General features: G+C 70.5%; 22 protein-coding genes and 1 pseudogene. 9 read left to right on the plus strand and 14 right to left on the minus strand.

Features of this window, described 5'->3' with window-relative positions:
- Nucleotides 1-108: 108 nt before the first annotated feature.
- Genes Sco07f_RS02415 through Sco07f_RS02425 form a run of 3 tightly spaced genes read right to left on the minus strand, consistent with a single transcriptional unit; the run spans nt 109 to nt 2856 of the window.
- Nucleotides 109-1440, minus strand: coding sequence for a GH1 family beta-glucosidase (locus Sco07f_RS02415; RefSeq protein WP_108986784.1), 1332 nt, complete (start codon nt 1438-1440; stop codon nt 109-111).
- 57 nt (nt 1441-1497) lie between these two features.
- Nucleotides 1498-1764, minus strand: a complete 267-nt coding sequence (locus Sco07f_RS02420; protein ID WP_007449670.1) for a protealysin inhibitor emfourin — start codon at nt 1762-1764, stop codon at nt 1498-1500.
- A gap of 21 nt (nt 1765-1785) precedes the next feature.
- Nucleotides 1786-2856, minus strand: a complete 1071-nt coding sequence (locus tag Sco07f_RS02425; RefSeq protein ID WP_087791004.1) for a M4 family metallopeptidase — start codon at nt 2854-2856, stop codon at nt 1786-1788.
- 374 nt (nt 2857-3230) lie between these two features.
- Between Sco07f_RS02425 and leuA the strand changes: the two genes are divergently transcribed.
- The gene (gene leuA, locus Sco07f_RS02430) at nt 3231-4952 is read left to right on the plus strand and encodes a 2-isopropylmalate synthase (protein WP_007449613.1); all 1722 of its coding nucleotides are present in this window, start codon (nt 3231-3233) and stop codon (nt 4950-4952) included.
- A gap of 184 nt (nt 4953-5136) precedes the next feature.
- Complete coding sequence (locus Sco07f_RS02435; protein ID WP_007449611.1) at nt 5137-5832, plus strand: TerB family tellurite resistance protein; 696 nt, start codon at nt 5137-5139, stop codon at nt 5830-5832.
- 28 nt (nt 5833-5860) lie between these two features.
- On the opposite strand, the gene Sco07f_RS02440 is transcribed toward Sco07f_RS02435, so the two are convergent.
- The gene (locus Sco07f_RS02440; RefSeq protein ID WP_108986785.1) at nt 5861-6406 is read right to left on the minus strand and encodes a GNAT family N-acetyltransferase; all 546 of its coding nucleotides are present in this window, start codon (nt 6404-6406) and stop codon (nt 5861-5863) included.
- Between the two features lie 488 nt (nt 6407-6894).
- On the opposite strand from Sco07f_RS02440, the gene Sco07f_RS02445 reads away from it, so the two are divergent.
- Nucleotides 6895-10689, plus strand: a complete 3795-nt coding sequence (locus Sco07f_RS02445) for a P-loop NTPase fold protein (RefSeq protein ID WP_108986786.1) — start codon at nt 6895-6897, stop codon at nt 10687-10689.
- A 17-nt stretch (nt 10690-10706) separates the two neighbouring features.
- Here the strand turns inward: Sco07f_RS02445 and Sco07f_RS02450 are convergent, their stop codons facing one another.
- From Sco07f_RS02450 to Sco07f_RS02460, 3 genes are read right to left on the minus strand one after another with little or no spacing between them, the layout of a single operon-like run.
- The gene (locus Sco07f_RS02450; RefSeq protein WP_159106917.1) at nt 10707-11750 is read right to left on the minus strand and encodes an NAD(P)-dependent oxidoreductase; all 1044 of its coding nucleotides are present in this window, start codon (nt 11748-11750) and stop codon (nt 10707-10709) included.
- Entirely contained in the window at nt 11747-12904 is a 1158-nt protein-coding gene (locus tag Sco07f_RS02455; protein WP_108986788.1) for a pyridoxal phosphate-dependent aminotransferase, read from the minus strand. Before Sco07f_RS02455 ends, Sco07f_RS02450 begins: the two co-directional genes overlap by 4 nt.
- Nucleotides 12901-13422: a hypothetical protein gene (locus Sco07f_RS02460; protein WP_159106918.1), complete on the minus strand. Its 522-nt coding sequence runs from the start codon at nt 13420-13422 to the stop codon at nt 12901-12903. Before Sco07f_RS02460 ends, Sco07f_RS02455 begins: the two co-directional genes overlap by 4 nt.
- Before the next feature lie 706 nt (nt 13423-14128).
- Here Sco07f_RS02460 and Sco07f_RS02465 point away from each other — a divergent pair.
- The 3 genes from Sco07f_RS02465 to Sco07f_RS02475 all read left to right on the plus strand — a co-directional run bounded on the left by Sco07f_RS02465 (nt 14129) and on the right by Sco07f_RS02475 (nt 18223).
- Entirely contained in the window at nt 14129-16207 is a 2079-nt protein-coding gene (locus Sco07f_RS02465; protein WP_108986790.1) for an MMPL family transporter, read from the plus strand.
- 67 nt (nt 16208-16274) lie between these two features.
- Nucleotides 16275-17546 carry a sensor histidine kinase gene (locus Sco07f_RS02470; RefSeq protein ID WP_167467997.1) on the plus strand — a complete coding sequence of 424 codons (1272 nt, stop codon included), beginning with the start codon at nt 16275-16277 and terminating at the stop codon, nt 17544-17546.
- Nucleotides 17543-18223 (plus strand): response regulator transcription factor, encoded by a 681-nt coding sequence (locus tag Sco07f_RS02475; RefSeq protein WP_087791010.1) that lies wholly within the window; start codon nt 17543-17545, stop codon nt 18221-18223. The genes Sco07f_RS02470 and Sco07f_RS02475 overlap by 4 nt, the downstream gene beginning before the upstream one ends.
- On the opposite strand, the gene Sco07f_RS02480 is transcribed toward Sco07f_RS02475, so the two are convergent.
- The 4 genes and pseudogenes from Sco07f_RS02480 to Sco07f_RS40455 all read right to left on the minus strand — a co-directional run bounded on the left by Sco07f_RS02480 (nt 18211) and on the right by Sco07f_RS40455 (nt 21519).
- Nucleotides 18211-19710, minus strand: coding sequence for an alpha/beta hydrolase (locus Sco07f_RS02480; RefSeq protein ID WP_108986792.1), 1500 nt, complete (start codon nt 19708-19710; stop codon nt 18211-18213). The two genes, Sco07f_RS02475 and Sco07f_RS02480, sit on opposite strands and share 13 nt — an antisense overlap.
- Before the next feature lie 93 nt (nt 19711-19803).
- Entirely contained in the window at nt 19804-20346 is a 543-nt protein-coding gene (locus tag Sco07f_RS02485) for a hypothetical protein (RefSeq protein WP_108986793.1), read from the minus strand.
- Nucleotides 20347-20437: 91 nt separating this feature from the next.
- The gene (locus Sco07f_RS02490; RefSeq protein ID WP_108986794.1) at nt 20438-20923 is read right to left on the minus strand and encodes a cupin domain-containing protein; all 486 of its coding nucleotides are present in this window, start codon (nt 20921-20923) and stop codon (nt 20438-20440) included.
- A 98-nt stretch (nt 20924-21021) separates the two neighbouring features.
- Nucleotides 21022-21519: pseudogene (locus Sco07f_RS40455) on the minus strand (helix-turn-helix domain-containing protein).
- A gap of 317 nt (nt 21520-21836) precedes the next feature.
- On the opposite strand from Sco07f_RS40455, the gene Sco07f_RS02505 reads away from it, so the two are divergent.
- From Sco07f_RS02505 to Sco07f_RS02515, 3 genes are read left to right on the plus strand one after another with little or no spacing between them, the layout of a single operon-like run.
- Nucleotides 21837-22058: a hypothetical protein gene (locus Sco07f_RS02505; RefSeq protein ID WP_007449592.1), complete on the plus strand. Its 222-nt coding sequence runs from the start codon at nt 21837-21839 to the stop codon at nt 22056-22058.
- Between the two features lie 22 nt (nt 22059-22080).
- A complete protein-coding gene (recO, locus tag Sco07f_RS02510) occupies nt 22081-22827 on the plus strand; it encodes a DNA repair protein RecO (protein WP_042826133.1) in 747 nt (248 codons plus the stop codon).
- A 24-nt stretch (nt 22828-22851) separates the two neighbouring features.
- Nucleotides 22852-23685: an isoprenyl transferase gene (locus Sco07f_RS02515; RefSeq protein ID WP_087791015.1), complete on the plus strand. Its 834-nt coding sequence runs from the start codon at nt 22852-22854 to the stop codon at nt 23683-23685.
- 94 nt (nt 23686-23779) lie between these two features.
- On the opposite strand, the gene Sco07f_RS02520 is transcribed toward Sco07f_RS02515, so the two are convergent.
- The 3 genes from Sco07f_RS02520 to Sco07f_RS02530 form a co-directional block, all read right to left on the minus strand.
- Entirely contained in the window at nt 23780-24199 is a 420-nt protein-coding gene (locus Sco07f_RS02520) for a Fur family transcriptional regulator (protein WP_007449657.1), read from the minus strand.
- Between the two features lie 62 nt (nt 24200-24261).
- A complete protein-coding gene (locus Sco07f_RS02525) occupies nt 24262-25164 on the minus strand; it encodes a metal ABC transporter permease (RefSeq protein ID WP_087791017.1) in 903 nt (300 codons plus the stop codon).
- A gap of 13 nt (nt 25165-25177) precedes the next feature.
- On the minus strand, nt 25178-25948 hold the full coding sequence (locus tag Sco07f_RS02530) for a metal ABC transporter ATP-binding protein (RefSeq protein WP_054100541.1): 771 nt from the start codon (nt 25946-25948) through the stop codon (nt 25178-25180).
- Nucleotides 25949-25956 lie beyond the last annotated feature (8 nt).

Here is a 25956-nt window from a genome sequence, read left to right on the forward strand (position 1 = left end):
CTGCGGCGTGCGCCGCGTGACGGGTGTGTCTGCTGCCTCCAGCGTACGACTCCCCGTCCACAGCACCGAGTCGTTTATCCGACCGGTATCCGCACCGTCGCCCGGCGCTCACCGTCCGTGGCGCACCAGGTCCCGGAACCAGCCGTACGACGCCTTGGGCGTGCGCTCCAGCGTCGTGAAGTCCACGTGCACGAGACCGAACCGGCGGGCGTACCCCTCGGCCCACTCGAAGTTGTCCAGGAGCGACCACACGAAGTAGCCGCGCACGTCCACGCCCGCCTCCATCGCCCGGTGCAGGGCGCGCACGTGCCCGTCGAGGTAGGCGATGCGGTCCCGGTCGTCGAGGCCCTCGTAGGAGCAGCCGTTCTCCGTGATCACGACCGGCGGGAGACGGTCGCCGTAGCGGTCGCGGAAGCCGGTGAGCAGTTCCGTCAGCCCCTCCGGGACGACCGGCCAGCCGAAGTCCGTCAGCGGCCGGCCCTCGATCTCGCGCACCGAGAAGGGCAGTTCGGCCGGGAGCGTCACCCCACCGAACTCGATCTCGGCACCCTGCGGGGCGCCCACCCGCGTCGGCGCGTAGTAGTTCACGCCGTACCAGTCCAGCGGCTCGCCGATGATCTCCAGGTCGGCCGCCACCTCGCCGGGGGAGCCGGGCATCAGCTCGCCGACGCCCTCCGGGTACCGCCCGGTGAGCACCGGGTCGGCGAACATCCGGTTCAGCAGCAGGTCGTAGAACTCCGCCGCCTCCCGGTCCGCCGGGTCGCCCGAGGCGGGCCAGGTCGGGCCGTGCGAGTTGGCGATGCCGACGTCCGTGGCGCCGGCCGCGCGCAGGGCCCGTACCGCCAGACCGTGCGCGAGCAGTTGGTGGTGGGCGGCCGGCAGCGCGTCGAACAAAAGCTTCCGGCCGGGGGCGTGGACGCCCAGGGCGTGGCCGAGCAGGGTGTGCTCGGCGGGCTCGTTCAGGGTGATCCACTTGCCGACCCGGTCGCCGAGGCGCCCCGCGACGACCGACACGTACTCGGCGAACCGGGCCGCCGTGTCCCGCTCCAGCCAGTCCAGGCCCGCGGGCAGGTCCCAGTGGAAGAGGGTCGGCACCGGCCGTACGCCCGCCGCGCACACCTCGTCCACCAGGCGGTCGTAGAAGTCGAGGCCGCCGGGGGAGTCCACCCGGGGCCAGGAGACGGAGAAGCGGTACGCGTCCACGCCGAGGTCCGCGAGCAGGGCGACGTCCTCGCGGTAGCGGTGGTAGTGGTCGCAGGCCACGTCGGCCGTCGAGCCGTCCTTCACCCGCCCGGGTCCGGCGGTGAAGGCGTCCCACACGGACGGCCCCCGCAGCCCGGCCGCGCCCTCGATCTGGTGGGCGGACGTGGACACGCCCCACAGGAAGCCGTCCGGGAACCGCGGCATCGGCCGCGCCGGCATCGCGTCGTCAGTCGCCATGCGCGGATCATCCGTACCCGCGGTAAGGGAAGTCAACGCCCGTGCGTCCGACCGTCGTTACGCGCCCTCCTTCAGCACCCGCGAGATCAGCGTCCGCTGCTCGTCCGTCAGCCGGGGATCGGCGGCGTACACCGTGTTCCCGTCCACGGTGAGCTGGTAGCTGAACCCGTCCGGCACCCCGACCGGCGGGGTGGTCCGGCCGTCGGCGACCGCCCGCTCGGCCAGGGCGTGCCACTCGCCCGCGTCGGGGCGTCCCGCCGTGTCGACCTCCGCGTGGCGTTCGATGCCCGCGAAGCCTCCTGTGCGCCTCACCTGAATCCGCATGGACCCGTGTCTAGTACGGAACTACGGCGTCCGCACCCCGACCTGCTCCCAGGCCTTGCGCACCGCGTCCAGCTCGTCCGCGTCGCCGTAGCGCTCCCGGGCGGCCTTCAGCGTCAGCGTCGCGAAGTCCGCGAACGAGGCGTCCTGGGCCAGCTCGCCGCCGGTCAGCACGTCGTACCAGAGCTGCCCGGCCCGCTCCCAGGCGTGCCCGCCGAGCGCGGTGGCCAGGAGGTAGAAGGCGTGGTTGGGGATGCCGGAGTTGATGTGCACGCCGCCGTTGTCACGGCCGGTGCGCACGTAGTCGTCCATCGTCGCGGGCTGCGGGTCCTTCCCGAGCACGTCGTCGTCGTACGCCGTGCCCGGCGCCTTCATGGAGCGCAGCGCCTCGCCGGTCACGCGCGGGGCGAGCAGCCCGGCGCCGATCAGCCAGTCGGCCTCGGCGGCGGTCTGGCCGAGCGAGTACTGCTTGATGAGGGAGCCGAAGACGTCGGACACCGACTCGTTGAGGGCGCCGGGCTGCCCGTAGTAGGTCAGGTTGGCGGTGTGCTGGGTGACGCCGTGGGTCAGCTCGTGGCCGATCACGTCCAGTGCGACGGTGAAGTCGACGAAGATCTCGCCGTCCCCGTCGCCGAAGACCATCTGCTCGCCGTTCCAGAACGCGTTGTTGTACTCGCGGTCGTAGTGCACCGTCGCGTCCAGCGGCAGCCCCGCACCGTCGATGGAGTTGCGCCGGTAGACCTTGAGGTAGTGCTCGAAGGTGGCGCCGAGGCCCGCGTAGGCCCGGTTCACGGTGGCGTCCTGGCCGGGTTCGTCGCCCTCGCCGCGCACCTCGCGGCCCGGCAGGTCGGTGCCGTGCCGGGCGTCGTAGATCGTGCGCTGCGGCTGCTCGGGCTCGGCGCCGGCGCGCGGGGCGACGGAGGGGGCGCCGATGACCGTGGTCAGACCGCGGCGGGTGCGTTCCAGGGCGTCGCGCTGGAGGGTGCGCCGGGCGGGTCCGGCCAGCACGGGGTCCGCGTGCTGGGCGAGCCGGTCGAGGACGTGGGGCGGCACGATGGTGCAGAAGACGGGCTGGAAGCCCCCGTATGCAGTCATGTCCGGCACTTTCGCACTGTGTGACCGCGCTGTCACCATCCGCGACCACGATTGGTGCACAGCGGCGCCAAGGCGGCTCCGCGATCCGGTGAAGAGTGGTATACGGCACTTTTTGTCCCGGTTCCCTCCCCGGTCCCGCATACTGATACGGACCCGCGTGACCCGCGTGACTCGGCTAAGGTGCTGGGCATCATGCGATTCGGGCTGCTTCTCCTTAGCTGCCGCGGCGAGGGCCTGTAGAGGCCGACTCCCTCCCCGCGGAGCTTGGTGGTGCCGTCGGCCGTCCTTCCGGACACGCGGACGTCACACGCTGAGGTCGGTGACACCGCCGTCACCCGCTGACACCGCGGACATCACGAGGAGCCCACGCCATCATGGCCAACCGCCAGCAGCCCAGCCCCATGCCGACCGCCAAGTACCGCGGCTACGAGCAGGTCGACATCGCCGACCGCACCTGGCCGGACCAGCGGATCACCGCCGCCCCCCGCTGGCTCTCCACCGACCTGCGCGACGGCAACCAGGCCCTGATCGACCCCATGTCGCCGGTCCGCAAGCGCGCCATGTTCGACCTGCTGGTCAAGATGGGCTACAAGGAGATCGAGGTCGGCTTCCCGGCCTCCGGCCAGACCGACTTCGACTTCGTACGCTCGATCATCGAGGACCCGGACGCCATCCCGGACGACGTCACCATCTCCGTACTGACCCAGGCCCGCGAGGACCTGATCGAGCGCACGGTGGAGTCCCTGAAGGGCGCCAAGAAGGCCACCGTCCACCTGTACAACGCGACCGCCCCCGTCTTCCGGCGGGTCGTCTTCCGCGGCTCGCGCGACGACATCAAGCAGATCGCGGTCGACGGCACCCGCCTGGTCATGGAGTACGCGGAGAAACTGCTGGGCCCGGAGACGGAGTTCGGCTACCAGTACAGCCCCGAGATCTTCACCGACACCGAGCTGGACTTCGCCCTGGAGGTCTGCGAGGCGGTGATGGACACCTACCAGCCCGGTCCCGGCCGCGAGATCATCCTCAACCTGCCCGCCACGGTGGAGCGTTCCACGCCGTCCACGCACGCCGACCGCTTCGAGTGGATGGGCCGCAACCTGTCCCGCCGCGAGCACGTCTGCCTGTCCGTCCACCCGCACAACGACCGCGGTACGGCCGTCGCGGCCGCCGAGCTGGCGCTGATGGCCGGCGCCGACCGCATCGAGGGCTGCCTGTTCGGCCAGGGCGAGCGCACCGGCAACGTCGACCTGGTCACCCTGGGCATGAACCTGTTCTCCCAGGGCGTCGACCCGCAGATCGACTTCTCCGACATCGACGAGATCCGTCGCACGTGGGAGTACTGCAACCAGATGGAGGTCCACCCGCGCCACCCGTACGTGGGCGACCTGGTCTACACGTCCTTCTCCGGCTCCCACCAGGACGCCATCAAGAAGGGCTTCGACGCCATGGAGGCCGACGCGGCCGCGAAGGGCGTCACCGTCGACGACATCGAGTGGGCCGTCCCGTACCTGCCGATCGACCCCAAGGACGTCGGCCGCTCCTACGAGGCGGTCATCCGGGTCAACTCGCAGTCCGGCAAGGGCGGCATCGCCTACGTCCTGAAGAACGACCACAGCCTGGACCTGCCGCGCCGGATGCAGATCGAGTTCTCGAAGCTGATCCAGGCCAAGACGGACGCCGAGGGCGGCGAGATCACCCCGACCGCCATCTGGGACGTCTTCCAGGACGAGTACCTGCCCAACCCGGACAACCCGTGGGGCCGCATCCAGGTCGCCAACGGCCAGACCACGACCGACCGCGACGGCGTCGACACCCTCACCGTCGACGCCACGGTCGACGGCGCGGAGACCACCCTGGTCGGCACCGGCAACGGCCCGATCTCGGCGTTCTTCCACGCGCTGCAGGGCGTCGGCATCGACGTACGGCTGCTGGACTACCAGGAGCACACGATGAGCGAGGGCGCCTCCGCGCAGGCCGCCTCCTACATCGAGTGCGCCATCGGCGACAAGGTGCTGTGGGGCATCGGAATCGACGCGAACACCACACGCGCCTCGCTGAAGGCCGTCGTCTCCGCCGTCAACCGCGCGACGCGCTGACCAGCCGAATCGGTGGTTTGAGGCCCCGCTCGCCGCAAAACGGCGGGCGGGGCCCCGTCATATACCGGCCATATATCTGTGATGGTCACGGAAAGGTCTCTTCCTGGGTACTGACTCCACGTCGGTGATGTGGCTAACATCACGCCAGCGCGACGATGCTGTCGCGCCGTTATGGAGGTGCGACGTGCTGCCTGGACGGGGACGAACCAGCCGAGCTGCCCGGCTGCCACGCATCCTGGGCACCCGCACCGCGTGGACACCCGTCGGCGACGGCGAGTTCTTCTGCCCCGGCTGCGGCGGCGACCGCAACTACACCCGGCTCACCGGCCACCGCCGCTTCACCGTGCTCGGCGTGCCCGTGCTGCCCCGCGGCGAGTCCGCGCCCGCCGTCGAGTGCGCGGCCTGCCGCAGCCACTACGGCACCGACGCCCTGGACCACCCCACCACCACCCGCTTCTCCGCGATGCTCCGCGACGCCGTCCACACCGTCGCCCTCGCGGTCCTGACCGCGGGGGGCACCTGCGCCCGCACCTCGCTGGAGACCGCCGCCGTCGCGGTGCGCGCGGCCGGCTTCGAGGACTGCACCGAGGACCAGCTGAACGCGCTCGTCGAGGCGCTGGAGGCGGACACCGGCCGGGTCCGCGGCGAACCGTGCGTGCCGGGCCTGGCGATAGAACTGCACGAGGCGCTGGACCCGCTGGCCCCGCACCTCGCCGCCGTCGGCCGCGAGTCGATCCTCCTCCAGGGCGCCCGCATCGCCCTGGCCGACGGCCCCTACACCCCCGCCGAGCGCGACGCCCTGGCCACCGTGGGCGCGGCCCTGACCCTCTGCTCCGACGACGTCACCCGCCTCCTGGACTCGGCGGGGACGCCGTCCTGACACGCTGCCGAGGCGGCACCGGGGCGCGTCACAGCACGAGGCACATCACCTCGCGGTCCTCACCCGGTCCGAAGTAGTCCCGGCGCAGTCCCCCGTCGGGCGGCTCCGGACGGAAACCCAGGGAACGGTAGAACAGGATCGCGGAGTCGTTCGCGGGCCCCACGGTCAGCCGGACCCGTTCGGTCCCGCAGCGGCGCAGCCGTCCGAGGACCTCCTGCATCAGTTCCCGGCCCAGCCCCTGCCTGCGCCGGTCCTCGGCCACGCACAGACCGAGTATCCAGCTGTCTCGGTGGAACGCCGCGGTAGCGGCCAGGACGTAGCCGCGCAGCCGGCCGTCACCGTCGTCGAGGACGAGGAGATGACCGGCGGGACCGGCGTACAGGTCGTGGAGCTGCCGCAGCAGGAACGCCGAATAGGCGACCTCCTGGAAGGCCTCCTCGTCGAGCCGCTGAAGTTCGGACAGGTCGGACTCCCGTGCCGGCCGCAGTAGCGGAGGCGGTGGTTCCGGTAGAGGTGTCGGCTGGGTGAGGCACTTCTCGTGGTCCAGGGCGCGCGCAAGCGGTTCGGCGGTCATGCCACCCCCCAGTCGGGACGTGAGACGTCAATACGGAAGCCGTGGCTGCCGTTCATATGAAGGAGGGAATGGGGCGCCAATGGTTGTTTCCGGCCAGAGCGAGCGTCCGATTCGCCTCTAGTTCACGGGCAATCTCAAGCATGACAGGACTGTGCCGGCGTGCGCCTGATATGTGCCCGGGGCACGGAGAACTGACGCTTCCCCGGATGTCGCCGCGCCCCCCCCCGCCGGGCTGACGCGCGAGCAACAGAGCCACTTCCTGGAGTTCGAGAGGGCGCAGACGGCCGTGCCGGGCCTGGCGAATGAACCTGCCCTTGCCGGGTAGGCATCCCTCGCACGAGCTCGATTCCGGCTCAAGGGGGCGTAGTGGGTTCCGCGTTCAGGTCCATAGGGGCATCTGTGGTGCACGGGGCCGGGTTTCGAATCGCCCTCGCTGGCTCCAAGGCCCCTCAGGGAAGTCATCGGTTCATCTTGGGGCGTCCTGAGGTATGACCGTCCCCGTTGTCGCGCCCTCCGAGGACGGCATTCCGTGGCTCGATCCCCAGCCCGGCGGCGTTGGGGCCTTGGTGACCTGGCGCGAGGCGAACGGCGCATTACGTCTGGCCTCGGCGGGCGCGGACCGTACGGTACGCGTCTGGGACCTGCGGTCCGGCACCCCCCTGGGGTCCCCGTTGATCGGCCACACCGCCTGCGTCGGCGCGCTGACCCAGTGGAGGGACGACACAGGAGAGCCTCGTCTCGCGTCGTCAGGCGAGGACCACACGGTCTGGATCTGGGACCCGGCCCGGGGAACAGCCGTCGTTGGACCCCTGACCGGACACAGTGAATGGGTCATGGGACTGACGAACTGGACCGCGCCGGACGGCGGGGCCCGGATCGCCTCGGCCAGTGCGGATCACACCGTCAGGATCTGGGACGCCCGCAGCGGAGACCCGCTGGGGGAGCCGTTGACCGCGAGTTCGGGTGGTCTCTGGGCGGTTGCGGCACTCGTCCTCCCCGACGGCTCCGTGCGGTTGGCGGCCGGCGGCGATGGCGGCGACGTACACCTGTGGAATGCCGAAACCGGCGAACCCACCGGCCGAATCCCTCAGTTGTGTGCTGCGGGCGTCTACGCGCTCAAGGCCTGGCAGACCCCGGACGGCTCGGCCCGGCTCGCGATCGGCGGAATGGACGGCACGGTACAGGTCCTGGACGCCGAGGGGCACTCCGTCTGCGAACCCATGACCGGGCACACGGCCGCCGTACGCTCCTTCGCCGTGTGGGCCGGCAACGACGGCGGGATGCTCCTCGCGTCTGCCGCCGCAGACGGCACTGTTCGTATCTGGAATGCCGAGACCGGCACCGCCGTGGGAGATCCCTCGCCCGGTCATCTCGGTTGGATGCCTGCCGTCGCCGCATGGACCGACGACACCGGAGACTCCTGTCTGGTCACCGCCGGCGACGGAGGGACGATCCGGCTCTGGGATCCCCGGACGGGCCTCGACGTGATGCAGCCGTTGATCGGCCACGTCGCCGGCCAGTGGGCGCTGACCAGTTGGCAGAGCGCCGACGGAACCGTACGACTGGCCTCAGCGGGGGATGACGCGATCATCCGCCTCTGGGACCCCGAGTCGGGCACACCCGCCGGACCGCCTCTGACAGGGCACACCGCCGGAATCTGGGCGCTCACGAGTTGGACACGCGCGGATGGGCGATCCCGGCTCGCCTCGGCCGGTGACGACGGAACCGTCCGGGTCTGGGACCCCGACACGGGAGCCGCGTTGTACGAACCGCTGCCGGGACAAGCGGCCTGGCTACCGGCCCTTGCCTCGTGGCAGGGGGCGAACGGTGCATGGTGCCTGGCCTCGGGCGGAACCGACGGCGTCGTACGTCTCTGGGATCCGGAGACAGGAGCGCTCGTCCGGGAATGGGCGTCAGGCTCACCGTGGGTGTTGGCTCTGGCGGCGTGGAAGAGTGCCGACGGATCGCAACGACTGGCTTCGGCCGGGGACGACGGCCACATAAGGATCTGGGACCCGGAGACGGGCGATGCGGTGGGCGCGGAGATAGCCGGTCATACCGCATGGGCGCGAGCACTGGCCGTATGGACCACAGGCCAAGGACTGCCCGCACTCGCTTCGGCGGGCTTCGACGCTGTCGTCCGGACTTGGGATCCAGAGACGGGCGCCGCGCTGGGCGACCCGCTCTCAGGGCACACCGCACGTATCGGGGCCCTGACCAGTTGGCAGGGCGCAGACGGCGGAATCCGTTTGGCCAGCGGCAGCGACGACGACACCGTCCGGGTGTGGGACCCGCATACACAGACCTCGGCAGGCGAGCCTCTCGTGGGTCACACATCGGGTGTCTGGGCCCTGACGAGTTGGACCACCCCCTCGGGCGACCAGCGGATTGCGTCCGCTGGGTATGACGGAACCGTAAGACTGTGGAATCCGAGGACGGGAGAAGCGGTCCGGACGATCGAAACCGGACCGGTCACTTTGTGGGGCATGTCGGATGCCCCGGCCCAAACGGACCTGCTCGGCCGTCATGCTCTCGCTCGCGCCCTCGCCCACCAGGCCTTCCGGCCCATCGACCCGTCGAAAGGGGAGGGCGGCCCGAGTGTGATCAGCGTCGAGGGCCCCTGGGGCAGCGGGAAAAGTACCCTGATGAGCCTGGTACGCGATCTGGCACCGAGTCCGGCTCGCTCCGGCGTGACCCGCCCCCGCAAGCGCCCCATGACCGCGCGTGAGGCTGTGCGCCTGATCGGCAGGCACGGTCGGAACCGATCTGCACCCGAAACCGGCCCCGGTCAGGCCGGCATCGTCACCGCCTGGTTCAACCCCTGGTTCTACCAGTCCGGACAACAGGTCTGGGCGGGACTGGCCGGGGAGATCATTGAGGCGGTGGCACCGGTGCTCTACCCGAGCGAGAGCGAACGCGAGCGCTACTGGTTCACCCGCAATCTGGACCGTGTCGACCGCTTCGCCCTGCGGCGGCTCCTGCTCCGGCGCACCGTCTCGCCTCTGCTCGGCATCGGCATCGTCACGGTGCTGCTGCCCTTCCTCCTCGGCCTTGCCGCATTGAACAGGTCTCTGGACCTCTTCAGTACCGATTGGACGGCAGCCGACGTCTCGTTCGTCGTCGCTGTCGTATTTCTGCTCGCGGTGCTGATCCATTCCCTCGTCCGGTACTGCGTTGGCCGTGCCTCCCTCTTCATCCCGGGCGCGATGCTGCGCCTGCCGGTACACGAAGGCATGGAACCAGGCGTTCAGGACAGCCAGGACCAGGCCACCGACCCGCTTCTCCGTGCTTCGGCCGGATCGTTGTACCTGTTGCAGCACGACATCGGGCAGTTGCTGGGTGATCTCGCTGACACGGGTAACGAACTCGTGGTGTTCATCGACGACCTGGACCGTTGCCGCAGTGATACCACCGCCGAGGTGTTCGAAGCCGTCAATCTCTTCCTGAACGGCATCGCCACCGGGCACGGCCTACGTGCCCGCTTCGTCATCGGTCTCGATCCCTCGGTGGTGGCCGGCCATCTGGACGCTTACACGAGTGCGACCGATACGGATCCAGGCGTCTACGCGCAGGACCCGAGCCCTGGTTGGGCTTTCCTGCGCAAGCTCGTACAACTGCCTGTCGTGCTGCCCCAGGTCTCGGACCAGGGAGTCGCGGGCTTCGTCGAAACCGTGACCCGACTGCCGTCCGCACATCGGACATCCCTACCGGTGACCGTTCCGGCGCCACGGAGCCGGACCCACGTCGCTTCCGCGGGGCGGAGCGCGCTCCCGGGGGAACCGGCCACTGCACCCGCAAGCGGTTCCAGGCCGGGAAACACACCCAGGTCCGCACCCACCGCGGTCCTCGCTGTACGCACCCTTGAACAACATCCCAGGATCCAGAGTCTTCTGAAAGAACGAATCGCAGGGCTGGAGGAGCCGTCGATCCGTGAGGCCAAGCGCATGCTGAACGTCTGGCAACTCTATGAACGAGCGCTCATGGTGGACGAGCCGCTGGCCCGATCCGAGGCGGCGGTGGAACGCGCCTGTTTGCTGGTGTACGTGGCCGAGATCGTCGTGCGATGGCCCGCGTTGCAGCGTCGGTTGCACCGCCGGGTGGAGAGGGACCGAGGGCTGGGCGTACTCGCGGCGGCGGCCGAGGACGATGTCTCATGGGCAGAGGGGCTGCAACTACTGGGACTTGACCAGCCCCGCCTGGAGCCCGCGGTACGAGGGCTCAGGCAGTTGCTGCGCACCCAGGACGGGGCGGCGATCGCGAGGCTGGCGAGCCGGGTCCTGTGAGCGGTTTCCCGCGGGTCTCACCTGCGGTCCCTGATCAACCGCCCGATTGTCCGTCTGACTTCTCGGTAGTCCGGGTTCTCGACTGCGGCCTCCGCGTCCGTGCCCTCCAGAACGGCGCAGACCGTCTGCACAGCGAGCGACGAAGCCCGAAGGTTCGCCGCCGTAGTGTGAAAGCCTGTCTGCGGGAGGCACAGGAAGCGCTCGGGCCCCAGGGACACCAGATCCTGCCAGGCCGGCGAGCGGCGCAGCCCATCGCTCGCCGCCCGTATCCCGCGATTGCCAGTGAGGACGTGAAAGAGGGCGGCCGGATCGACCAGGTCTGGATGCCCGCAGTTGATCAGCAGTGCACCGTCCTTCATCTGCTCCAGATCGGTTCGGCCGATCTCCGGCCGCTCTCCCCGTGCGGGGCCGGGACGATGCAGACTCACTACGTTCGACATCGCCAGTAGCTCCGGCTTCTCGAGATACTGCGCCGAAGTCACGGATTCGAACTCTGGCTTCCGGCGTGGACCGGTATAGACGACGCGCATGCCAAGACCGGCCGAAGCAATCGTGGCCACACGCGTGCCGATACGGCCCGGGCCGATGACACCAAGGGTGAGACCACGCAGTTCCAATGCCGCAGGCCCCATTGTCTCGGGCGTGATGAGCCCGTCAACTCCCGAACGAGCGACCGATCCGAGAATCGGTCGTGCCAGAGCCAGCATGAGAAAGGTCGTGAATTCGGCCACGGAGTCGGCATTCGCGCCCGGGGTGGCGGAAAAGGCAATGCCGAGTTCCATGGCACGCCGCCAACCCGGCACGATGCCCCGGTAGTCGGAGCCCACGAATGCCACAGCCTCAAGCAGATCCGCTTCCTCGAAGTGCTCGGCCTCCGGTTCCTCGTAACCGCCGATGACATACCCCGACGCGCCTAGCAGTGCCTGGTGAAGCTCAGCCCCGCTGATCTCGTCCTGCTCAAGTCTGCGCAGGGTGTACCCGCGGGCCTCGACCTCTTGGAGCGCAGAGGGGACGACCAGCGTGGTGCCGGTCACCAGCACGATTCTGCTGTCGCTGCTCACACCGTCTCCCTGGGGGCTTCTACGGAAAGCCGGGCGCTGTGCAGGGCCTCCAAACCCCGGTTGAACAAGTCCTTGTCGCGCAGGAGCGGCACGCGTATCCACTGCGATCCTGGATTGTCTGTGTCGTCGCGATCACGGTCCCAGTAGAAGCGGTCACCGGGGAGCACCTGCACAGACCTGGCCCGGCAGGCATCGACGACAGCGTCCCGGTCTCCCCCCAGGTGCAGCCAGGCAACGCTTCGTTGGAATGCGTGCTCATGCGGCGGGTCCAGTGTGAGGCCGAAACGTTGCTCCAGATGCTTTTGATTGGCGGCGGCGACGGCGCGAGCACGGGCGGCTTCCCCATGCGGTCCGTCGTCCTCCAGCAGCGCCGCGAGCATCCGGATGTTGAGCTCCGAGACGTTGAGGAGCACATCGGTGCAGATGGAGCCGAGGTCGCGGGCAAGGGCACGGGTAGCCGTGAGCACTCCGACCTTGGTGTCGTGCAAGGGGATGGTCTTGCCGGTGTCATCGACCGTTGTGACGTCGGCTCCAATGTCGTTCGCCATTTCGACGAGGTCCAGCTTCAGCCTTGGGTCGAACATCCGGAATGACGCGTCAAGAACGAGAAGTACGTCGTGTCGAGCCGACCACTCGAGAAGCGCGCATGCCTGATCGGGCGTCAGCACCGCGCCGGTCGGGTTGTTAGGCGCTACGACGACGAGTGCGCCGAGTTCCAGTGAGTCGAGGAAGCCGGTGTCGCAGTTCGGCAGGATTCGGTCTTCTGGGACGGGCACCAGATCCAGGCCACTCCTGCCGAAGAGCGCCGGCACACTGTCGAAAGTCGGCGTGAGCATACCGATCGGCCCCTGCACCGACCGCAGGTACTTGCCGATCACATCCAGGGCGATGGAAGCAGAGTACGTCAGGTAGGAAGAGCGCATCGGGTAGTGCTGGCCGGTGTGGAGGGTGAGAGCCTCGCGGAACCAGGTTTCTGCCTCGAAGTAGTCGGACCCGGAATCGGCCAAGAGGTTCTGTGTTACCTCGGAAACACGTCGGACAGAGTCGGAGGACAGGGAGTGACGGGCGTGCGCGTCAGCCAGATTGATGGTGCTGGCGGCGAGCGCGGGCCACTCGTGCTCGGTGAGTGAGTAAGCGGATGAGTCTGCCTTCACTGAACTACCTCGCAGACGATCAGAGAGAACAAGCCACGTGGTGAGTAGGCGCCGCACTCCAGGATTCGGATGTCCCGTATGCGACCGCCCAACGCGTCGGTCAGTCGACGGATCGCCGGGAGACGGGAATCGGAGCCGTCGTCGGCCGGTTCGTGCTCGAGTATCACGGTGAGCCGCCGGAGCCGGTGCGCCGCGCGGAGGACGACGGTGGATGCGATCTGGTCGTACGAGGCAAAAGTGCCAGGTCCGATGCCAGACCGAGCGGCTTTCGCCGCTACCAGGGCCAGCTCGGCCTCCGCTCGAAGCCCTGGAGGTGCCTGGGGTCGTGGTGAGGAGAGGCCGAACGGTGGAGAGGTGTAGAGCACGGCATGTCGTGCCTCCTCAGGCAGTTCGTCCCATACCTCAGCCTGAGTCGCGTCGCCCCACAGCACGCGCGACTTGGCGGACGCGCACGGGCTGTCCGCCAGATCCGCCAGTATTTCGTGGTCCGACACGGGATGTTCGGTGCTCGCGCTCATGCGGCGAGTTACTGAGAGACACGATGCCAGTGGTTGGTCAGGAATCACCAGTGGAGGCACGGCTCGCGCGTGTCCGGATTCAGCCGTCGACTTGGCGAGACACACGCATGCCAGTAGGGGGTCCAATTCGATACCGAAGAAGGGCAGGCCGAGCAGGCGCGCCGCGCAAGCCGAACTTCCACCGCCGGCAAGGGGATCCACGAAGAGGTCGGCCGCCGGGCACAGGTCCCGGACGATTCGGGCCGTGGTGCGAACGTTTGACGCGTTCCTGGCCTGAAACCACCGGTCGATCGGTTCACATGGATCCGGGAGATACTCCGTCAGCTTCCCTGGTGAGCGATATGCCTTCGATAACGACGTCACAGCTCCACAGCCCCCTCACGAGCCCGGCAGTCCGGAGCATCACCTGAGTGCACTACCCTGCGAGCCCAGCGCATAAGAGCGCGATCAAGCCGGAACGGCGATGGCCCGTTCTCGCACGCGCCGCGGTGGACGCTGCGTCCGGCCGTCGACACCTCCTGCACCTGTGGATGCCGGCCACCCGAGTCACCCGTCGCCCCGCACGCCGTACTCCCGCGGGAGTAACGAACCCCCCACGTCACCCCGGGCAGTAGCCGCAGGGTCGGTCTCACGTCCGACGCGGTGGGGTGCGGGCGGCGGAAGTCTGGAGGGTGATCCAGACATCCACCGGAGGGAGGCCCGTCAGATGGGGGCCACAACGACAGGCGGGGGGCGGCGGCGGGCCGTGCCCTGGCTGGTGCTCGGGCTGTGGGTCGCCGTGCTGGCGATCGCCTCGCCGTTCGCGGCGAAGCTCGGGGACGTGCAGCGGGACCGGGCCGTCGACTACCTGCCGGCGAGCGCCGACTCCACGCAGGTCGCCAAGATCCAGGAGCGGCTGCCGGGCGGCGAGGCCACCGAGATGGTCCTCGTCTACCACCGCGACGCCGGACTGACCGCCGCCGACCGGGCCACCGCCGCCGAGCAGGTCGCCGAGATCGCCGGCGCGCACGAACTCACCGGCCGCCCGGAGGGCATCCCGTCCAAGGACGGCACCACCCTCATGTACCCGGTCGCGTCGACCGAGCCCGGCACGGACGAGAAGGCGCGCGACGCACTCGTCAACGACGTACGGGACGTCGCCCGGGGCGGCGACGGGCTCAGCGTCCAGGTCGGCGGCGCGGGCGCGCTCGCCACCGACTCGGCCGAGGTCTACAACTCCCTCGACGGGCCCCTGCTCTACACCACCGCGGCCGTGGTCGCCCTCCTGCTGATCCTCATCTACCGCAGCCCCTTCCTGTGGCTCGTCCCGCTCGCCGTCGCCGGAATGGCCGACTACCTCTCCATGGGCGTCGCCTACGGCCTCAACCAGGCCTTCGGCACCGCCGTCTCCGGCCAGAGCAGCGGCATCATGACCATCCTCGTCTTCGGCGTCGGCACCGACTACGCGCTGCTCCTCGTCTCCCGCTACCGCGAGGAACTGCGCCGCGTCGAGCGGCCGTACGACGCCATGCTCGCCGCGCTGCGCGGCTGCGGCCCCGCCGTGCTCGCCTCCTCCGGCACCGTCGCCGCCGGACTGCTGTGCCTGCTCGCCGCCGACCTCAACTCCAGCCGGGGCATGGGCCCGCTGGGCACCGTCGGTGTGCTGTGCGCGCTGGCCGCCATGCTGACCCTGCTGCCCGCGCTGCTGGTGCTGCTCGGCCGCCGTGTCTTCTGGCCGCTGGTGCCCCGCTACGGCAGCACTCCCAAGGCCCGCCGCTCGCTGTTCGCCGCGATGGGCAGCTCCGCCGAACGCCGGCCCCGCACCGTCCTGGTGGGCGGCGCCGTCCTGCTCGGCGCCCTCGCGCTCGGCACGTTCGCCCTGCCCGGCAGCATCAAGCAGGAGGACTCCTTCACCACCCGCCCCGACGCGATCGCCGCCATGGAGACCCTCGCCGACGCCTTCCCGGAGTCCGGCACCCAGCCGATCACCGTCATCAGCCCCACCGACCGCGCCGACGCCGCGCTCGCCGAGATCCGCGCCACCGACGGGGTCGAGAGCGCCGAGGCCGGCCGCAGCGGCGGGGGCTGGACCGAGCTGACCGTCCTGGCCTCCAACCCGCCCCAGTCGGCCGCCGAGACCGCCACCATCGAGGAACTGCGCGACACACTCGACGGCTCCTACGTCGGCGGTCCCAGCGCGCAGCAGATCGACCTGGAGGACACCAACGCGCGGGACACCGTCATCGTCGTACCGATCGTGCTGCTGTCGGTGCTGCTGATCCTCACGGTGCTGCTGCGCTCCCTGGTCGCGCCGCTGATCCTGGTCGCCGCCGTCGTCGCCGTGTGGGGCGCGGCCCTCGGCATCGGCGGCCTCGTCTTCGAGCCGCTCTTCGGCTTCGAGGGCACCGACCCCGGGCTCGGCCTGCTCTCCTTCGTCTTCCTCGTCGCCCTCGGCGTCGACTACGGCATCTTCCTGATGCACCGGATGCGCGAGGAGGCCCTGCACGGCGCCGAACCCACCCAGGCGGCGCTGGCCGCGCTGCGCACCACCGGCGGCGTCATCGCCTCGGCCGGGCTGGTCCTCGCGGCCACCTTCGCCGTGCTCACCAGCATGCCGATGGTGCAGCTCGTCGAGCTGGGCTTCGTCATCGCGGTCGGCGTCCTGCTCGACACCTTCCTGGTCCGCACCTACCTGGTCACCAGCGCCAGCGTCGCGCTGCGGCGCCGGGTGTGGTGGCCGGGCCGGCTGTCCCGGGAACCCGGACCGTCCTCGCCGGACGGCGTGCGGGAAACCGTCGGTGTCTGAGGTGCCCGACGACCGGAGCGCGCCCCTCCCCTCCCGGTGGGGCGCGCGGGTCGCGGAGTATGGACGCGTGCACCCCACCACCGAGGCAGCGTCCCGCCCCCGCGTCGGCGAGCGGGTCATCGCCGCCATCAACCGCGACCCGCGCACCGCCCCGCACGGCACCCGCAACGACGCCGTGCTCGCCGCGGTCCTCCTCGCCGGCGCCGTCTGCCTGGCGCTCCTCACCCACGAGGCCCAGCGCCCGGACGCCCTCGGCTGGATGCTGCTGGTCGCCGCGCACGTCCCGATCGTGTGGCGGCGCCGCCGCCCGCTGCTGGTGCTCGCGGCGCTGGTCGCCGTGGCCGCGCCGTACCACGCGATGGACAACAACCACACCGCGGTGGGCCCCGCCTCCTACGTGGCCCTGTACACCCTGGCCGTCACCGGCCGCCCCCTGCGCACCGTCGTGACCGGCGTCGCGGTCCTCACCGTGTCGGTCAGCGTCATGCTCACCGTCAACACCCACCAGGCCCTCGAACTGCTCCGCATCTCCGGCTGGGTGATCGCCGTCCTCTTCTGCGGCATCGACATCCGCTACTACCGTCAGTACGTCGCCGCCATAGTGGAGCGCGCCGAACGCGCCGAGCGCACCCGCGAGGAGGAGGCCCGGCGCCGCGTCGCCGAGGAACGCCTGCGCGTCGCCCGCGACCTGCACGACCTGCTCGCGCACAGCATCACCCTCATCGGCGTGCAGACCTCCGTCGCCGCACACGTCCTGACCGCCGACCCCGAACGCCTGGACCGGACGGCCGTCGCCAGGGCCCTCGACGACATCGCCGACACCTGCCGCACCGCACGCGGCGAACTGCGCACCACCCTGGAGGTCCTGCGGGCGCAGGACAACGCCGGCGTCCCCGACGCGCGCGGCCCGCTGCCCAACCTGGGCGGGCTGACCGACTTGGCGGAGAGCGCCCGGTTCGCCGGGGCCCACGTGGAGCTGTCGGTGCGCGCCGACGACGTCCCGTCCGCGGTCGGCGCGGCCGCCTACCGCATCGTCCAGGAGGCGCTGACCAACGTCGTGCGCCACGCGGGACCGAAACCGTCCGTCCGCGTCGAGGTGTACGCCGGGCCCGGCGCCCTGCGCCTGTCCGTCACCGACGACGGCACCGGCCCCGACCCGGCGGGCACCCCCGGCTTCGGCCTCGTCGGCATGCGGGAGCGGGCCCGCAGCGTGGGTGGCACACTCGACGCCGGACCGCGGGAGAGTACCGACGGCTTCGAGGTGACGGCCGTACTGCCCACCCCCGCCGCACCCCCGACCACGACCGGCACGACGCTCACCTCGGAGAGAACCGGATGACGATTCGCGTACTGCTCGCGGACGACCAGAACCTCGTGCGCGCGGCGTTCGCCCTGCTCGTGGCGTCGGCCCCCGACATGGAGGTGGTCGGCGAGGCGGCCACCGGCCGCGAGGCCGTGCACCTGGCCCGCACCTCGCGCGCCGACCTCGTCGTCATGGACGTGCGCATGCCCGACCTGGACGGCATCGAGGCGACCCGGCTGATCGCCGCCGACGAGGACCTGGCGGGGGTGAAGGTACTGGTCCTCACCACCTACGACACCGACGAGAACATCGTGGACGCGCTGCGCGCGGGCGCCTCCGCGTTCCTGGTCAAGGACACCAGGCCCGCCGAACTCCTGGACGCCATCCGCACGGTGACGGCCGGCGACGCCCTCCTCTCGCCCGGCCCGACGGCCCGCCTCATCGAACGCTTCCTGCGCAGCCCGTCGGCCCACCACACGCCCGGAACGGGCCCCGACTGCCTCTCCGACCGGGAACGCCAGGTCCTCACCCTGGTCGCCCGGGGCCTCAACAACACGGAGATCGCCGAAACCCTGGGCCTGAGCCCCCTCACCGCCAAGACCCACGTCAGCCGCATCATGGGCAAGCTGGAGGTGAGGGACCGGGCGCAACTGGTCATCGTGGCCTACGAGTCGGGCCTGGTGACGCCGGGCACGAGTGGTCAGCGGCAGTAGAGGTCCCCGTCGGGGCGCTGCCCGGTCGCCAGGAACCGGGAGACCGTGGCGTCCCCGCAGGCGTTGCCGTTGGCCAGGTAGGCGTCGTGCCCGGTGGAGTCCACGGTGACCATGACCGCGCGCCGGCCGAGCGCCTCCCGCATCCGCAGGGCGCCGGCGAGCGGGGTGTTGACGTCCCGCTCGTTCTGGACGAGCAGCACGTTGGACGGCCCGCGGTCGGTGATCCGGACGGGGGCCTCACGCGGCGGGTACGGCCAGGCCGCGCAGAGCATCGCGTTGCGGGGCATCCCGGCGGTGAGCGGGTACTTGGCCCGGCTCTCGGCGACGTCCTTCTCGTACTCGGCCGCCGTGCGGGGCCAGGCGACGTCGTTGCAGAGGACACCGGCTCCGACGGCGGCGACGTTCTGGAGCACCGCCTCGGGCGGCGCCTGGGGCGCGGGCGGTACGGTGCCGCGCTGGGCGGCCAGCATCAGCTTGGCGAGCGTCGGATAGCGGCCGGGGGCGGCGAAGGTCTCCAGCATGGTCTGGCGCAGCACGTTGCCGTTCAGCTCCTCGGGGTTGGCCCCGGGCCAGGGGATCGGCTCGCGGTCGAGCCGGGCGGCGAGGCGCAGGAACAGCGGACGTACGTCGGCGGCCCGCTTTGCCACCCGGTCGGGGTTGCCGGGCCGCGACGCCCACGCGGCGAAGTGCGGGAAGGTGTCCTCGACGCCCTGCTCGTGCGCCGCCAGCCAGGCGCGGTTGACCCGGGCCGGGTCGGGGTTGTCGACGCTGTCCAGCACGATCCGGTCGGTGCGGTGGGGGAACAACTGCGCGTACACGGCGCCGACGTACGTCCCGTACGACACGCCCCACGCGGAGATCCTCCGCTCGCCCAGCGCGGCCCGGAGGCGGTCGATGTCACGGGCCTCGTTGGCGGTGCTGAGGTGCTTGATCAGCTCGCCGCCGTTGCGTGCGCAGGCGTCGGCCATGCGCCGGGCGGTGGTCATGTTCCCGTCCACCGAGCCGTCGGGGGCGGGCCAGGGGCGGAGCCGGGAGGTGGCGAGGTCGCCGTGCTCCAGGCCGCAGTCGGCGGGAGTGGACGGGGCGAGCCCGCGCGGCGCGAAGCCGATGAGGTCGTGGGTGTCGCGGACGCGCTGGGGCAGCTTCTGCCCCTTCCCGGACGGGTCGCCCAGGCTGGACCCGCCCGGCCCGCCGGCGATGAGCAGCAGGGCCCCGCGCCGGGCGTTCGGCTTCTCCGCGAGGATGCGGGAGACGGCCATCTCGATACGGGGACCGTCGGGATCGGCGTAGTCCATCGGCACGTCGAGGGTGGCGCACTCCTGCCGGGGGTCGAGCCCCGTGCCCTCGCAGGCGGACCAGGTGAGGGGCTCGGGCCTGTTCGTGCCCGTCGCGGAGGCGGTCACCGGTGCGGTGATGCCCAGGAGGGCGGTGGACACGCCGACGATGGCGGCGTTGCGGATGCTTCTGCTTCGCTTGCGCTGCGTCATGCGACGAGCCTCGCCGAAGCCCGGGGGCCGCCACATCCGGGCAACAACCCGGTATTTACGGGGGGTTGCCCCCTAGGAGGAGCACCGTGCGGACTAGGGGAGGGTCACGTTGCTCTCGAAGTTGAGCCAGGCCAGGGAGGCGATGGTGCCCATCGAGGGGCACAGCTCCCGCAGCTTGGCCGAGTCGGTCTTGGGCGGTGTCGAACCCATCTCGTAGCACCCCAGCTTGCGGACGGTGCCCACCGCCTTCACCACGTGGTCCGCGGACTTCTCGACCTCGGTGTACTCACCGTCGGGGAAGTCGCGCCCGATGCTCTTGGCCATCGCGCCGGCGAGTTCCGCGGCCGCGGTGAGGTCCTGCCCGCAGCCGGGGTCGTCCCAGGCGACGTGGCTGCACATCGGGGAGGTGCTCATGCCGTAGGTGACGCGGAAGAGCGGCAGCAGCTCCGCGGGGGTCGCGGGCTTGGCCGAGGAGGCGGCCGCCGAGGGCTGCTTCGACTCCGACGGGGCGGAGGAAGCGGCCCGGGGCGACGGCCGGTCGTCGGCCGTCTCCCCGTTGTCGCCGCCGCAGGCGGACAGCGTCAGGGCCGTCGTCACGGCTGCGGACAGGGCGAGGGCGAATCGGCGCGTGATCATGGGGCCACTCAAGCGCCGGACGAGTTGTTCAGACACCCGGTGTGCAGGACTGAACAACGGCCTGCGAACCCCCTCCCGGGGTACCCGTCCGTCAACCCTCGACGAAGAAGCTGTCGTGCCGGACCTGGAACGCCCGCAGCTCCTCACCGCCCCGCTGCGCGAAGTCGGCGACGCGCTCGAAGTACTCCTCGCGCGGAGCGCCCGGTGAGAAGAGCATCAGCATGGACAGCGGGTCGTCGCTGTCGTTCTTGAAGGCGTGCAGCCCGCCGACCGGGACATACAGGAAGTCGCCCTGGCGGCCGGTGACCCAGCGTTCGCCGTTGTAGAGCTCCACCTCTCCCGACAGGACGTAGAAGGACTCGGAGATGCCCCGGTGGAAGTGCGTCCTGGCGCCGGGCGCCTTGGGCCCCATGTCCACCTTGTACAGGCCGAACTCGCCCCCGGTGGAGGCGTGGCTCGCGAGGTAGTGGGTGGTCGTGCCGCCGGGAGAGACGATGTCCGGCGGGGTGTCGGCCGGCCTGAAGACGGCGTTGATCTCGCCGTTCTCACCGAGGTAGCGCGGCTCCGGGTACGACATGGTGTGCCTCCTCCATCGTGACTGGCTGAGGCAACTCTGACTGGCCGGAGGTGCCTTGGGCATCGTCCGGAAGATCGACAGGGGCGGGGACGCAAGTCCTAGGTCGCGGTACCGCGTGTGGGACGAGTGGCCCCCACGGTGCGTACGAACTCCGTCCAGGCTGCCGATCGGACCACGGTGAGGGACGCCTCCGGTGACAGGGCGGCGCCCCTGATCAGATCGTAGGTTCGGCGTGCACGGTGCACCACCGCCGGATCGTCCAGCAGGCTCCCTGAAAACGACGTCTCCGTATAGGCGGTTGGCGGAGCGTCCTCGAACTCCATGAGCCACCCGCGAAGTAATCCGCATACCGCGGATCATCGATCAGCTTCCGGCACAGGCGCTCGAAAATACCGTCGGTTTGTAGTGTCTCGTCGATCCGCTGGGCCACATCCAGCTGCGGTTTACGAATTGCCTGTTCGAACTGGCCCGATGTAGCCGCCGGAGACGAATACCCGTGCCCCCAGCTCTGCTTGGGTGATTCCGGCGTCCTCCCGCCGTCGTTTCAGTTCCGTTCCGAAGAACTCCCACGCGGCCTGCCGTGAACCATTGGCCATAACCAACCCCCATGCGCTGACCCGCACTTGTAGTGCGCATACTCCTGTCGAGTGTAGGCACGTCGCGGCATTCTGGGGACACGAAGAGTGAAAACGTAAAAGGGAGGGAACGCGGTGGAAGCACGACACTCGGCGCTCTGCGTCGAAGGAGCGGAGGACACGGTGAAAGAATTGCGCGCAGCGCTCGCCGAGGCAGGAATTGTTCTGCCCTCACTCGGGCTCGACCCGGTGAGTCTCGCGCGGGAGGCCCCCTGCCCGCTCGTCGAATTGGGCCGGTGTTCCGTGGAGACCGCGCGGCGCCTCGCGGCGGCCCTGCGATGACGACGACACCGCCCGTCGGCGTCTACGCCGTGGACACCCGCAGCGGACGGGTCGGGGTCGTCATGGGGCACGAGGGGCCGTACGTGCAGATGCGGCCGTACGGCGGGGGACGGGAGTGGGACGCCGCACCGGGTGACGTACGCCACGCCACCGCGTCGGAGCGGCTCAGCGCGGCGACGGCGTACACCAACGCGCGAAGCCGTGGCGAGGTGCCTTGAAGGATGCGCGAGAATGGGCGGCATGAGTCTGTTCCGCGACGACGGCATCGTGCTGCGCACCCAGAAGCTGGGCGAGGCGGACCGGATCATCACCATGCTTACGCGCGGTCACGGCCGCGTACGCGCCGTGGCGCGCGGGGTGCGGCGCACGAAGTCGAAGTTCGGGGCGCGGCTGGAGCCGTTCTCGCACGTGGACGTGCAGTTCTTCTCGAAGGGCAGCGAGCTGGTCGGGCGCGGCCTGCCGCTGTGCACGCAGAGCGAGACGATCGCGCCCTACGGCGGCGGGATCGTCACCGACTACGCGCGGTACACCGCCGGGACCGCCATGCTGGAGACGGCCGAGCGGTTCACCGACCACGAGGGCGAGCCGGCGGTGCAGCAGTACCTGCTGCTCGTGGGCGCGCTCAGGACCCTCGCCCGGGGCGAGCACGCGCCGACGCTGGTGCTGGACGCGTTCCTGCTGCGCTCGCTGGCCGTGAACGGCTACGCCCCGACCTTCGGGGACTGCGCGAAGTGCGGCCTGCCCGGCCCGAACCGGTTCTTCTCGGTCGGCTCGGGCGGCTCCGTCTGCGTCGACTGCCGGGTGCCCGGCAGCGTCGTACCCTCGCCGCAGGCCCTGGAACTGCTCGGGGCGCTGCTTGCGGGAGACTGGGGCACGGCGGACGCGGCCGAGCCGCGGTACGTGCGGGAGGGGAGCGGACTGGTCTCCGCCTACCTGCACTGGCACCTTGAGCGGGGACTGCGCTCCCTGCGGTACGTCGAGAAGTAGAAGCAGAAGTAGGAGAGAACCGATATGGCCGTACGCGGGATTCTGGGGCGGCAGCGCCGGGAGTACAGGACGCCGGAGCCGCACCCGTCCGGCGCGCGGCCGCCGAAGCTCGGCGAGCTGGTTCCGGAGCACGTGGCGATCGTCATGGACGGCAACGGACGCTGGGCCAAGGAGCGCGGGCTGCCGCGCACCGAGGGGCACAAGGTCGGTGCCGAGCAGGTCATGGACGTCCTCCAGGGCGCGATCGAGATGGGCGTGGGGAACATCTCCCTGTACGCCTTCTCCACCGAGAACTGGAAGCGCTCGCCGGAGGAGGTGCGCTTCCTGATGAACTTCAACCGCGACTTCATCCGCAAGTCCCGCGACACCCTCGACGCTCTCGGGGTGCGGGTGCGCTGGGCGGGGCGGATGCCCAGGCTGTGGAAGTCGGTGGCCAAGGAGCTCCAGGTCGCGCAGGAGCAGACCAAGGACAACGACCGGCTCACGCTGTACTTCTGCATGAACTACGGCGGGCGGGCCGAGATCGCCGACGCGGCGCAGGCCCTCGCGGAGGACGTGCGGGCCGGGAAGCTCGACCCGTCGAAGGTGAACGAGAAGACGCTCGCGAAGTACCTGTACTACCCGGACATGCCGGACGTGGATGTCTTCCTGCGGCCGAGCGGGGAGCAGCGCACGTCCAACTACCTGCTCTGGCAGAGCGCGTACGCGGAGATGGTCTTCCAGGACGTCCTGTGGCCCGACTTCGACCGGCGTGACCTGTGGCGGGCCTGCCTGGAGTTCGCCTCCCGCGACCGCCGCTTCGGCGGCGCCATTCCCAACGAGGAGCTCCTCGCCATGGAAGGCCGCAGTACCGAGTAGGCCGGGGTGGCGAAACCAAGCCCGTCCGGCGCTTGAGGACGAGGCCGTTCAGGCCGATACGGGGGTCCGGGGCGCAGCCCCGGTCCCCACCCGCTCAGCCGCCGGAGGCTCCCGCGCAGTCGGCGCAGGTGCCGAAGATCTCCACGGTGTGCGCGACGTTGACGTAGCCGTGCTCCGCGGCGATCGCCTCGGCCCACTTCTCCACCGCGGGGCCCTCCACCTCGACCGCCTTGCCGCAGGCGCGGCAGACCAGGTGGTGGTGGTGATCACCGGTGGAGCAGCGCCGGTAGACGGACTCGCCCTCGGCGGTGCGCAGGACGTCGACCTCGCCGGCGTCGGCGAGGGACTGAAGGGTGCGGTAGACCGTGGTGAGCCCGACCGCGTCGCCCTTGTGCTTGAGCATGTCGTGGAGTTCCTGTGCGCTGCGGAACTCCTCGACCTCCTGAAGGGCGGCCGACACGGCAGCCCGCTGCCGGGTGGCGCGGCCCTTCACGGGCGGTCCAGCGGTGGTCACCGGATTCCTCCTCACGTCTTCGCGGCTTGCCGGGCCATTGTGCCAGCCCGGTTCGACCGCGGTCAGACGCCGACCTCGTCGGCGGCCCCCCTGGTGGCCGGAATCTTGCACTCCGCCGGATCCGCGGCGGGCTGCGCGGCGGCGAGTGCCCGCGCGCGTCGCCTGGCCAGCGGGGCGGCCAGCACACTCAGCGCGATGAACGCGCCGATGGTGAGCAGCACGATCGTCGCGCCGGGCGGCACGTCCTGGTAGTACGACGTGACGGTGCCGCCGGTCGTCGCGCCCACGCCGAGCGCGACGGCGATCGCGAAGGTGGCGGCGAAGCTGCGGGTGAGCTGCTGCGCGGCGGCCACCGGGACCACCATCAGCGCGGAGACCAGCAGCAGGCCGACGACGCGCATCGCGACCGTCACCGTGACCGCCGCCGTGACGGCCGTCAGCAGGTTCAGCGCGCGCACCGGCAGGCCGGTGACCCGGGCGAACTCCTCGTCCTGGCTGACGGCGAACAGCTGGCGGCGCAGGCCGACGGTGACGAGGACCACGAAGGCGGCCAGCAGGCAGATCGCGGTCACGTCGGACTCGGAGACCGTCGACAGGGAGCCGAAGAGGTACGAGGTGAGGTTGGCGTTGGAACCGCCCGGCGCGAGGTTGATGAACATCACGCCGCCCGCCATGCCGCCGTAGAAGAGCATGGCGAGGGCGATGTCGCCGCGGGTCTTGCCGTACCAGCGGATCAGCTCCATGAGGACCGCGCCGAGGACGGAGACCAGGGTCGCCATCCACACCGGGGACCAGGAGAGCAGGAAGCCGAGGCCGACGCCGGTCATCGCCACGTGGCCGATGCCGTCGCCCATGAGGGCCTGGCGGCGCTGGACCAGGTAGATGCCGATGGCCGGGGCGGTGATGCCGACCAGGACGGCGGCCAGCAGCGCCCGCTGCATGAAGGCGTAGTTCAGGATTTCCATGGTCGTCGCCTTCTCAGCTCAGCAGGCCGGTGCGGATCGGTTCGGCGCCCGCCGGTGCGTGCGGGTGGACGTGGTCGTGGCCGGGCAGCGCGTGCTGGCCGACCGCCTCGGGCGGCGGGCCGTCGTGCAGGACGCAGCCGTCGCGCAGCACCACGGCCCGGTCGATCAGCGGCTCGAGCGGGCCCAGCTCGTGCAGGACGAGGAGGACGGTGGTGCCGGCCGCCACCTGCCCGCGCAGGGTCTCGGCCAGTACTTCCTGGCTGGCCAGGTCGACGCCGGCCATCGGCTCGTCCATGATCAGCAGGTCGGGTTCGGCGGCCAGCGCGCGGGCGATCAGCACGCGCTGGTGCTGGCCGCCGGAGAGGGCGTTCACCGAGTCCTTGGCGCGGTCGGCCATGCCGACCAGGTCGAGGGCGCGGCGTACGGCCTCGTGGTCGGCCTTGCGCAGGACGCCGAAGCGGGCCCGGGAGAGCCGGCCCGAGGAGACCACCTCGGTCACCGTGGCGGGGACGCCGCCCGCGGCCGTGGTGCGCTGCGGGACATAGCCCACGCGCGCCCAGTCGCGGAAGCGGCGCCTGGGGGTGCCGAACAGCTCGATCTCCCCGTCCGTCACCGGCACCTGGCCGATGACCGTGCGCACGGCCGTCGACTTGCCCGAGCCGTTGGCGCCGAGCAGCGCGACCACCTGGCCGCGCCGCACGGTGAGGTCGATGCCGCGCAGGACGGGGCGTGAGCCCAGCTCGGCGCGGACGCCGCGCAGGGATATGACGGACTCGTCGCTCACGATGTCCT

The organism is Streptomyces coelicoflavus, from assembly GCF_003112555.1.
Taxonomy (GTDB): domain Bacteria; phylum Actinomycetota; class Actinomycetes; order Streptomycetales; family Streptomycetaceae; genus Streptomyces; species Streptomyces coelicoflavus.

Bases quoted from the DNA above. Each gene is read 5' to 3' on its own strand.
- recO (WP_042826133.1), top strand. From the start codon at position 22,081: ATGAGTCTGTTCCGCGACGACGGCATCGTGCTGCGCACCCAGAAGCTG.
- Sco07f_RS02505 (WP_007449592.1), top strand. From the start codon at position 21,837: ATGACGACGACACCGCCCGTCGGCGTCTACGCCGTGGACACCCGCAGC.
- Sco07f_RS02485 (WP_108986793.1), bottom strand. From the start codon at position 20,346: ATGATCACGCGCCGATTCGCCCTCGCCCTGTCCGCAGCCGTGACGACG.
- Sco07f_RS02465 (WP_108986790.1), top strand. From the start codon at position 14,129: ATGGGGGCCACAACGACAGGCGGGGGGCGGCGGCGGGCCGTGCCCTGG.
- Sco07f_RS02490 (WP_108986794.1), bottom strand. From the start codon at position 20,923: ATGTCGTACCCGGAGCCGCGCTACCTCGGTGAGAACGGCGAGATCAAC.
- leuA (WP_007449613.1), top strand. From the start codon at position 3,231: ATGGCCAACCGCCAGCAGCCCAGCCCCATGCCGACCGCCAAGTACCGC.
- Sco07f_RS02440 (WP_108986785.1), bottom strand. From the start codon at position 6,406: ATGACCGCCGAACCGCTTGCGCGCGCCCTGGACCACGAGAAGTGCCTC.
- Sco07f_RS02415 (WP_108986784.1), bottom strand. From the start codon at position 1,440: ATGGCGACTGACGACGCGATGCCGGCGCGGCCGATGCCGCGGTTCCCG.
- Sco07f_RS02460 (WP_159106918.1), bottom strand. From the start codon at position 13,422: ATGAGCGCGAGCACCGAACATCCCGTGTCGGACCACGAAATACTGGCG.
- Sco07f_RS02445 (WP_108986786.1), top strand. From the start codon at position 6,895: ATGACCGTCCCCGTTGTCGCGCCCTCCGAGGACGGCATTCCGTGGCTC.
- Sco07f_RS02425 (WP_087791004.1), bottom strand. From the start codon at position 2,856: ATGACTGCATACGGGGGCTTCCAGCCCGTCTTCTGCACCATCGTGCCG.
- Sco07f_RS02515 (WP_087791015.1), top strand. From the start codon at position 22,852: ATGGCCGTACGCGGGATTCTGGGGCGGCAGCGCCGGGAGTACAGGACG.
- Sco07f_RS02525 (WP_087791017.1), bottom strand. From the start codon at position 25,164: ATGGAAATCCTGAACTACGCCTTCATGCAGCGGGCGCTGCTGGCCGCC.
- Sco07f_RS02475 (WP_087791010.1), top strand. From the start codon at position 17,543: ATGACGATTCGCGTACTGCTCGCGGACGACCAGAACCTCGTGCGCGCG.
- Sco07f_RS02480 (WP_108986792.1), bottom strand. From the start codon at position 19,710: ATGACGCAGCGCAAGCGAAGCAGAAGCATCCGCAACGCCGCCATCGTC.
- Sco07f_RS02420 (WP_007449670.1), bottom strand. From the start codon at position 1,764: ATGCGGATTCAGGTGAGGCGCACAGGAGGCTTCGCGGGCATCGAACGC.